The sequence below is a fragment of the Thioalkalivibrio sp. genome (assembly GCF_041690275.1).
GTDB lineage: Bacteria > Pseudomonadota > Gammaproteobacteria > Ectothiorhodospirales > Ectothiorhodospiraceae > Thioalkalivibrio.
Map to the genome: position 1 here is coordinate 1 of NZ_JAWLHP010000091.1, position 7520 is coordinate 7520.

General features: G+C 66.4%; 7 protein-coding genes. 2 read left to right on the forward strand and 5 right to left on the reverse strand.

All coding sequences use genetic code 11. The features are described from left to right. The 5 genes from ACESMN_RS12790 to ACESMN_RS12810 form a co-directional block, all read right to left on the reverse strand. On the reverse strand, positions 1-1499 hold a 1499-nt coding region (locus ACESMN_RS12790), incomplete at its 3' end, for an AMIN domain-containing protein (protein WP_373053993.1). A gap of 21 nt (positions 1500-1520) precedes the next feature. Continuing rightward, positions 1521-2045 carry a pilus assembly protein PilP gene (locus ACESMN_RS12795; RefSeq protein ID WP_373053999.1) on the reverse strand — a complete coding sequence of 175 codons (525 nt, stop codon included), beginning with the start codon at positions 2043-2045 and terminating at the stop codon, positions 1521-1523. Between the two features lie 14 nt (positions 2046-2059). Further along, a complete protein-coding gene (locus ACESMN_RS12800; RefSeq protein WP_373053994.1) occupies positions 2060-2641 on the reverse strand; it encodes a type 4a pilus biogenesis protein PilO in 582 nt (193 codons plus the stop codon). Then, the gene (locus ACESMN_RS12805; RefSeq protein ID WP_373053995.1) at positions 2641-3228 is read right to left on the reverse strand and encodes a PilN domain-containing protein; all 588 of its coding nucleotides are present in this window, start codon (positions 3226-3228) and stop codon (positions 2641-2643) included. The genes ACESMN_RS12800 and ACESMN_RS12805 overlap by 1 nt, the downstream gene beginning before the upstream one ends. After that, positions 3225-4292 carry a pilus assembly protein PilM gene (locus ACESMN_RS12810; RefSeq protein ID WP_373053996.1) on the reverse strand — a complete coding sequence of 356 codons (1068 nt, stop codon included), beginning with the start codon at positions 4290-4292 and terminating at the stop codon, positions 3225-3227. The genes ACESMN_RS12805 and ACESMN_RS12810 overlap by 4 nt, the downstream gene beginning before the upstream one ends. Positions 4293-4449: 157 nt before the next feature. Here ACESMN_RS12810 and ACESMN_RS12815 point away from each other — a divergent pair, with 157 nt between their 5' ends. Together ACESMN_RS12815 and ACESMN_RS12820 are read left to right on the forward strand one after the other, a co-directional pair. After that, positions 4450-6861 carry a penicillin-binding protein 1A gene (locus ACESMN_RS12815; RefSeq protein ID WP_373053997.1) on the forward strand — a complete coding sequence of 804 codons (2412 nt, stop codon included), beginning with the start codon at positions 4450-4452 and terminating at the stop codon, positions 6859-6861. 8 nt (positions 6862-6869) lie between these two features. After that, entirely contained in the window at positions 6870-7490 is a 621-nt protein-coding gene (locus ACESMN_RS12820; protein ID WP_373053998.1) for a hypothetical protein, read from the forward strand. Positions 7491-7520: the final 30 nt, after the last annotated feature.

The following is a 7520-nucleotide window of genomic DNA, read 5'->3' on the forward strand; positions in this document are numbered from 1 at the left end:
ACCCCGAACCGCACCCCCAGGTCCCGGCGGAAGTTGTCGTCCGCGATCACCACGCGGGTCTCGATCAGCACCTGCTGCGTGGCCACATCCAGGCGCTGGACCAGACGCCGGATCGCATCGATCTGATCCTGGGTATCGCGGATGATCAGGGTGTTGGTCCGGGCGTCGACCGCGACGCTGCCCCGGTCGGAGAGGAAGGACATGCGGCGGTCCACGCCTTCGCCTCCGCCTGCTCCGCTCCGTTCACGATCGTAGATCAGGCGCCGGATGGACTCCGCCTGGGTGAAGTTCACCGAGATGAACTCGGTGCGCAGCGGTGCCAGGTCCTCCTGCTCCTTCATGGCCTCGAGCTCACGACGCTCGCGTTCGGCGATCTCCTCGCGCGGTGCCACGTAGATCACGTTGCCACTCATGCGCTTGTCCAGATCGCGGACCGTCAGCACGATGTCCAGGGCCTGGTCCCACGGCACATTGTTCAGGCGCAGCGTGATGTTGCCGGTCACCGTGTCGCTGACGACGATGTTCAGGTCCGTGAAGTCGGCCAGCAGCTGCAGCACCGACCGGACCTCGATGTCCTGGAAGTTCAGCGACAAGCGCTCGCCGACGTACTCTTCCCGCTCGGCCCGAAGGGCCTCGCGCTCCTCCTCGGGCAGCGGCGCGACCTCGATCACGAACTGGCGATCCGCCTGGTAGGAAAGGACGTCATATTCCCCCGTGGTGTTGACCACCATGCGAACCCGATCGTCCCCCTCCCGCGCGGTATCAATGCTCACGACCGGCGTGGCGAAGTCGACCACATTCATGCGCCGCACCAGTTCCTCGTCCAACAGTACGCGCGGGAACACGACTTCCACCCGCCCGGCCTGTTCCTGCACCTCCACCGAGACGCCCGGCCGAGAGAGCTCGATCATTACGCGCCCCTGGCCTTCCTCCCCGCGGCGGAAATCGACATCCATGATCTCGGGGGGCCGCGCACTGCGAACGCCCGCACGCCCCGGCGCGGGTTCGGCCCCGGCCGCGGCCTGCGGCTCGGGCGTGGCCGCAACCGGTTCCGCCCGGGCCGCTCCGGGTCCGATGGTCAGGACCAGGCTGTTGCCTTCGACCTGGCTGCGGTAGTCCGAGCTCTGGTTCAGGTTCACGACCACCCGCGTGCGTTCGCCCGCCTCCACGGCAGTGACGGACTGTAGCGGCCCGATGTTCAGCTCGGTGGTACGCGCCGCGAGCCGGTTGGAGACACCGGGCAGATCGAGGGCGATGCGTGGTGGTGAATCGATGGCGAAGATGCTGGGATCAGGCGGTGGTTCGGAGAACTGTAGCGCGAGCTGTGTCTGGCCCGAGCCGAGCCCCGTGGCCCTGACATCCTGGAGTTCCTGGGCCGACAACGGTGGGGCCGCGAAGAGGGCCAGGCTTGCCAGCCAGAGCAGCACCGCTCCTGTTCCGCGCCACCGCGAGCCCCCCTGGTGCCTCGTGCCGGCGGTGCTGTCACATTCCACGTTCATGGCTGTATCCCCCCTGAGATGTCATTCCGACAACGCGATGGAGTTCTCGCGCTCCATGTACCCACCGAAGGCATCCGGAACCACTTCGACCAGGCGAATCGACTGCGGGGTGATCTCGGTGATCCTTCCGAAATTCTGCCCCATGTAGTTGCCCGCGGTCACCGACTGTATCGTGCGGTCCGGTGTTCTTACCAGAGCATAGCGTACACCTTCCTGCTCCAGCGAACCGACCATGCGCAGCGAATCCAGCGGATGGCTCTCCAGTGGCTCGCGCGGCCGGTCGAAATCGACATCCACATCACCGGGGATGCCAACCGGTTCGTCCGGAAGCGGGCTCGCGATCACGGTGGAATCGAATGGGGACCGGTCGTGTCCGGGATAGAGATAGGGCTCGTGGGGCTCGATCGTCGGCATCGGCTCGATATCACCCCCGGGCCGCTCCTTGACCTCCTCGATATACTGCCTCAGGTCGGCGGTGTCCCGCTGGCACCCGGAGAGGGCCAATACCACCGCGACAGCCAGTACCAGGAACCAGGGGAGGGGCATGCCATGGGTGACCATCAACCTTCCTCCAGATAGCGGTAGGTACGGGCCACCGCGTCCATCAGCAGCTCGCTGTCCGATTCGCCGGGGCGAATGAAGACATCGTGCACCGTCACGATTCGGGGCATCGCAGAGACACCGCTGACGAATTCCGCGAGCTCCTCGTAGTTACCGCGCAACCGCAGCTGAATCGGGACGTCGGCGTAGAACGTCTGGTTGACCTCGGGTCTCGGCTGGAACAGTTCGATCTCGAGGCCGACGGTGAGCGCGGTCTGGGAGATGTCCACCAGCAGGCTCGGAATCTCGGCGGTGCTGGGCAGCAGCTGCAGCAGTGAGGCGAACATGCGCTCGATCTCTTCGAGCTGCGCCTCGTAGGCCGGCAGGTTGGCTGCCCGGCTCTGCTTTTCCTCGAACTCGGCGCGCAGCTGGGTCTCCTGCCGCTCGCCACGCTCGAGCGCCTCCAACTGATCCTTGATCAGGAACCAGTAGCCCGCCCCGAGCAGGGCCCCGATGATCAGCACGACGATGAAGCCCTTGAAGATCCCGGGCGCCTCACCGATGTTGTGCAGGTCGATTTCGTTGATCGCTCTCCAGTCCATCACGAGGCCCCCTCGTCTGCTTCCCCGTTCTCCGTCTCCGGCGCTGTCGGGCGCGTCTGTTCGGCCTCGAGGCGGAAGTCGCGCACCTGCAGCGGTCCCTCCTGGCGGGTCTCGATGATCTGCAGTGCCGGGTCTTCCAACCAGGACGAATCCTCGAAACGACGCATCAGGGCCGAGATGCGTGCGTTGGACTCCGCGCGGCCCACGAGCTGGATGCGTTCATCCTCCTGCCGCAACTCCTGGAAATAGGTGCCCTCGGGCAGCGTCACCACCATCTGGTCGAATAGGTGTACTGCCTCCGGCCGGCTCGCCTGCAGGGTCTGGATCACCTCGATGCGGTCGATCACCGCCTGCCGCTGTTCATCCAGCTCGCGGATCCGGGCGATCTGGCGGTCCAGCGCCCGGATCTCGGTCTGCAGCATCTCGTTACGCGTGTCCTGATGATCGATCAGAAGATTGACGTAGGCATGGGCGGCCAGGACCAGTCCGGCGCCGACGAGTGCCGCGATCCCGACCAGCGCGAAGAACTGCTTGCGACGCTCGGCCCGGCGCTGTTCCCGCCATGGCAACAGGTTGATGTAGATCATCCCACGAACCCCCGCATGGCCAGGCCGCAGGCCGTCAGGGTGGCCGGCGCGTCATTGAGGAAGCGTTGCCGGTTCACCCGGCGTGCGACGGGCATTCCCCGGAACGGGTCGGCGATCGCCACCGGGGTGCCGGTGACCTCCTCGAGCTGTTCGTCGATGCCCGGGATGGAGGCGCAACCGCCGCCGAGAAAGATCTGGTCGATGGTGTCCTGGGGCCGCGTCACGTAGAAGTACTGCAGCAGCCGCTGCACCTGGTCCATCATGCTCTGCTTGAAGGGCTCCAGCACCGACACGGGATAGTCGGGCGGCAGTTCGCCGTGAATCTTGGCGTTGCCGGCCTGCTGCATGTCCATGTCGTAGCGGCGCATGATCTCCTCCGTCAGGAGGCGGCCGCCGAAGTCCTGCTCGCGGGTGTAGATCACCCCCTGTTCCTGGCTCATCACGTAGACGCTGGTCACCTGCGCGCCCACATCCACCACCGCGACGATCGGCTTCTGTTCGCGGTCCGGAAGCTGGTCCAGCAGCAGCGACGACGCGTGCTCCACCGCGTAGGCCTCGACATCGACCAGGTCCGCCGTCAGCTTTGCGGCCTCCGCGATCGCGACGCGCGACTCGACGTGTTCCTTGCGTGATGCCACCACGAGGACGTCCAGCAACTCCGGGTTCGCGGCGTTCTTGCCCAGCACCTGGAAATCGATGCTGACGTCCTCGATGTTGTATGGAATGTATTGATCGGCCTCGACGCTCACCTGTCCCTCGAGCTCGGCCTGGCTCAGGCTGCTCGAGAGCCGGAGGGTCCGAGTGATGATCGTGGAAGACGGCACCGCCATCGCGCAGTGCCTCAGACGAGTCCCGGACCGCTTCACCGCGCGTTCCAGTGCCGCGCCAATCGCTCCGGCATCGCGGCATTCCTTGTCCACCACCGCCCCTTCCGGAAGCGGTTCCACGGCGAAGGCCTCGACTTTGTAGCCGCTGCCGCTGCGACTCAGTTCTAGAACCTTGATCGCGGCAGCGCTGAAATCGACCCCGAGCAAAGCGTGGCGCTTTTTCCCCAGTCCTAGCACACTGCCCCCCTGATGTTCGCGTGCTGCAGGGCTTATAATAGATCGATGCCCCGCTGTTTACACGTATTTACGCGTCGATGATAGTCCGCTTTAACACGTCATCGCAAGCGGCTCTCTCATCCCCTTAATTCCCCCGTCCAGACTCGAAACTGATGCCATGCCACTATTCCTCCGTGTAATTCTCGCCCTGCTGTCTCTAGCCGTGGGCGCCGGCATGGCCGCAATCGCCGTCTTTCTAGGTCTATATCTCTACTATGCACCGGGATTGCCCGCCGTCGACTCGCTGCGCGAGGTTCGACTGCAGACCCCGATGCAGGTCTACAGCTCCGACGGTCACCTGCTCGGCGAATTCGCCGAGCAGCGCCGCGAGCCCTTGGCCATTTCCGAGATGCCGGAACGCCTCCTGCAGGCCTTCATCGCGGCCGAAGACGAGCGTTTCTACCAGCATCGCGGGGTGGACCCGCTGGGCCTGCTGCGCGCCGGCATCCACGTCTTCAGCACCGGTGAGCGCACGCAGGGCGGCAGCACGATCACCATGCAGCTTGCGAGGAACTTCTTCCTGACCCGCGATCGCACCTACGAGCGCAAGATCCGCGAGATCTTCCTCGCGCTGCAGATCGAACGCGAGCTGACCAAGGACCAGATCCTCGAACTCTACCTGAACAAGATCTTCCTCGGGCAGCGCGCGTACGGAGTCGCCGCAGCCGCCAAGGTCTATTTCGGCCGCGACCTCGAAGAACTTGAGCTCGATCAGATGGCGATTCTCGCGGCACTGCCCAAGGCGCCCTCCACGACCAACCCGATCACCAGTCCCGAGCGGGCCCGGAACCGCCGCGACTACGTGCTGCGGCGGATGCTGCAACTCGATCTGATCACCCCCGAGGAACACGCAAAAGCCGTCGCGCGCCCCGTGCTGGGCCAGCGGCATGCGGCCAATGCCGAGGTGGATGCCCCCTGGGTCGCCGAGGCCGCACGCCAGGTCGCGGTGAACCTCTGGGGCGAGGATGCCTACGTTCGCGGTCTGCGGATCTACACGACCATCGACGGCGATGCGCAGGAAGCGGCCAACGCGGCCCTGCGCGAAGGCCTGCTCGACTACGACCAGCGCCATGGGTACCGGGGACCCGAAATGGGCCTGGATGCCTCCGTCGTCGATGATCCCGAAGCCCGCAGGCAGGTCCTCGCGGAAATGGGCCCCAGCGGAGGCCTGCTGTTTCCGGCAGTGGTGGTCGAGTCGGACCGGGAGGGCGTGCTGGTGGACGGGGCCACCGTGGGCGAGCACCGACTCGCGGGCGAGGACCTCGCCTGGGCGAAACCGGCGGAAGAGCCCGTTTCCGAGTGGCTCCAGCGTGGAGACGTGGTGCGTATCCGGCCGACCACCGAGGGCGGGTGGCGCCTCAGCCAGGTCCCGGAGGTCACCGGCGCGGTAGTCGCGCAGGCACCCGACGATGGGGCGATCCTGGCGCTGGCGGGCGGCTTCGACTTCTTCACGCAGCGGTTCAACCACGCGCTGCAGGCCGAACGCCAGCCGGGTTCCGCGTTCAAGCCGCTGCTCTACGCGCTGGCCCTGCAGGACGGAATGATGCCTTCGAGCACCCTGATGGATGCGCCGCTGGTCCTCGGTGACCCCGCCCTGGGTGCGGAGTGGCGTCCCGAGAACTATTCGCGCAGCTTCCACGGAGCGACGACCATGCGCGAGGCGCTGGCCAACTCGCGCAACCTCGCTTCGATTCGGTTGCTGAACACCCTCGGCGTGGACAAGACCCACGGGGAGCTGGACCAGTTCGGGGTGCGCCGCGCGCAGCACCCGCGGAACCTGTCGATGGCCCTGGGTACCGGGACCGTCACCCCGATGGAGATCAACAACGCCTACATCCCGTTTGCGAACGGGGGGCAGCTGACCACGCCGTGGCTGATCGCGCGCATCGAGGAAGTGGACGGCACGCTGATCTACCAGGCGCCGACCGAGCGTGCGTGCCCGGCCCCGTGCGACGATCCTGCGGGCCAGCAGCTCGAGTTCGTGACTGCGCAGGGCCCGTTGCAGTTCGCCGATCCGGTCCCGACCCTGGAGCCCGGGGTTGCCTGGCAGATGAGCCAGATGCTGGGCGGAGTGATCCGTTCCGGCACCGGACGCCGCGCGCTCGAGCTCGGGCGTGAGGACCTGGCCGGCAAGACCGGTACCACGAACTCCTACCGCGACGCGTGGTTCGTGGGCTTCAACGCGGAGCTCGCGGCAACCGCCTGGATCGGATTCGACGATAACCGCGAACTGGGCTCCCGCGAGACGGGCGGACGTGCGGCACTGCCGATCTGGATGGGGTTCATGCAGCGGTCGCTGGCGGGTACGCCGGAGGCCCCGATCGAGCGCCCCGAGGACCTGGTCGAAGTGGCCCTGCTGCCGGAAACCGGGCAACGCACCACCGACGACGATCCCCGTGGCTACCGGGAATGGCTGCTCCCGGAACAGATCCCGGAGCGCAGCGCGAGCATTCCGTCCGCCGCCGATGACCCGGATGCACGCGAGGGCGGCAGGCGCGGTATCGAATCACAGCCTGAATTCATCTTCTGAGCGCTTCGATGGCGATACCGGAATCCAGGGCCCGTCAGCGCCTCGCCGAGGAGGCCGCACGCATCATTCTCGAGGAGGGCGTGCGGGACTACGGCCTGGCCAAGCGCAAGGCCGCGGCTCACCTCGGGATGAGCGGGCGGCGGGAAATGCCCGCCAATACCGAGGTGCAGGCTGCGGTGCTGGAGCGTAACCGGCTGTTTGCGGATGCCGCAAACCGGCGCGAATACCGGGATCGCCTGCGCGCGGCAGCGATGGTGATGGAACGTCTGGCCGGGCTGGAGCCACGCCTCGTCGGTCCGCTGGTCACCGGCATCCTGGAACCGCAGCCGTTGATCAATCTCCACGGCTTCGCGGAGACCGTGGAAGAGGTCATCTTCCGGCTCGGAGACATGGGCATCCAGTGCCGCAGCGGGGAGCGCCACTACCGGGGTGGCCACGGGATGCGGGTGCCCTTCCTCAGCTTTCGCGGGCCCGAGGGGCTCGACATCGAGCTCACCGTGTTCCCGGCCGACGGCATCCGCCAGGCGCCGCCATCACCGATCGACGGCCGCCCCATGCGTCGGCTCGGACTGGCGGCGGTGCAGGAGCTCATCGCTGAAGTCGAAGCCGACCTGCCGGACGCCAGCTAGCCTGGACCCGATCCGGCCGGGAGCCGCTCC

Excerpts from the sequence above, each read along its gene's own strand:
- ACESMN_RS12800 (WP_373053994.1), bottom strand. The coding sequence starts at position 2,641 with ATGGACTGGAGAGCGATCAACGAAATCGACCTGCACAACATCGGTGAG.
- ACESMN_RS12805 (WP_373053995.1), bottom strand. The coding sequence starts at position 3,228 with ATGATCTACATCAACCTGTTGCCATGGCGGGAACAGCGCCGGGCCGAG.
- ACESMN_RS12820 (WP_373053998.1), top strand. The coding sequence starts at position 6,870 with ATGGCGATACCGGAATCCAGGGCCCGTCAGCGCCTCGCCGAGGAGGCC.
- ACESMN_RS12815 (WP_373053997.1), top strand. The coding sequence starts at position 4,450 with ATGCCACTATTCCTCCGTGTAATTCTCGCCCTGCTGTCTCTAGCCGTG.
- ACESMN_RS12795 (WP_373053999.1), bottom strand. The coding sequence starts at position 2,045 with ATGCCCCTCCCCTGGTTCCTGGTACTGGCTGTCGCGGTGGTATTGGCC.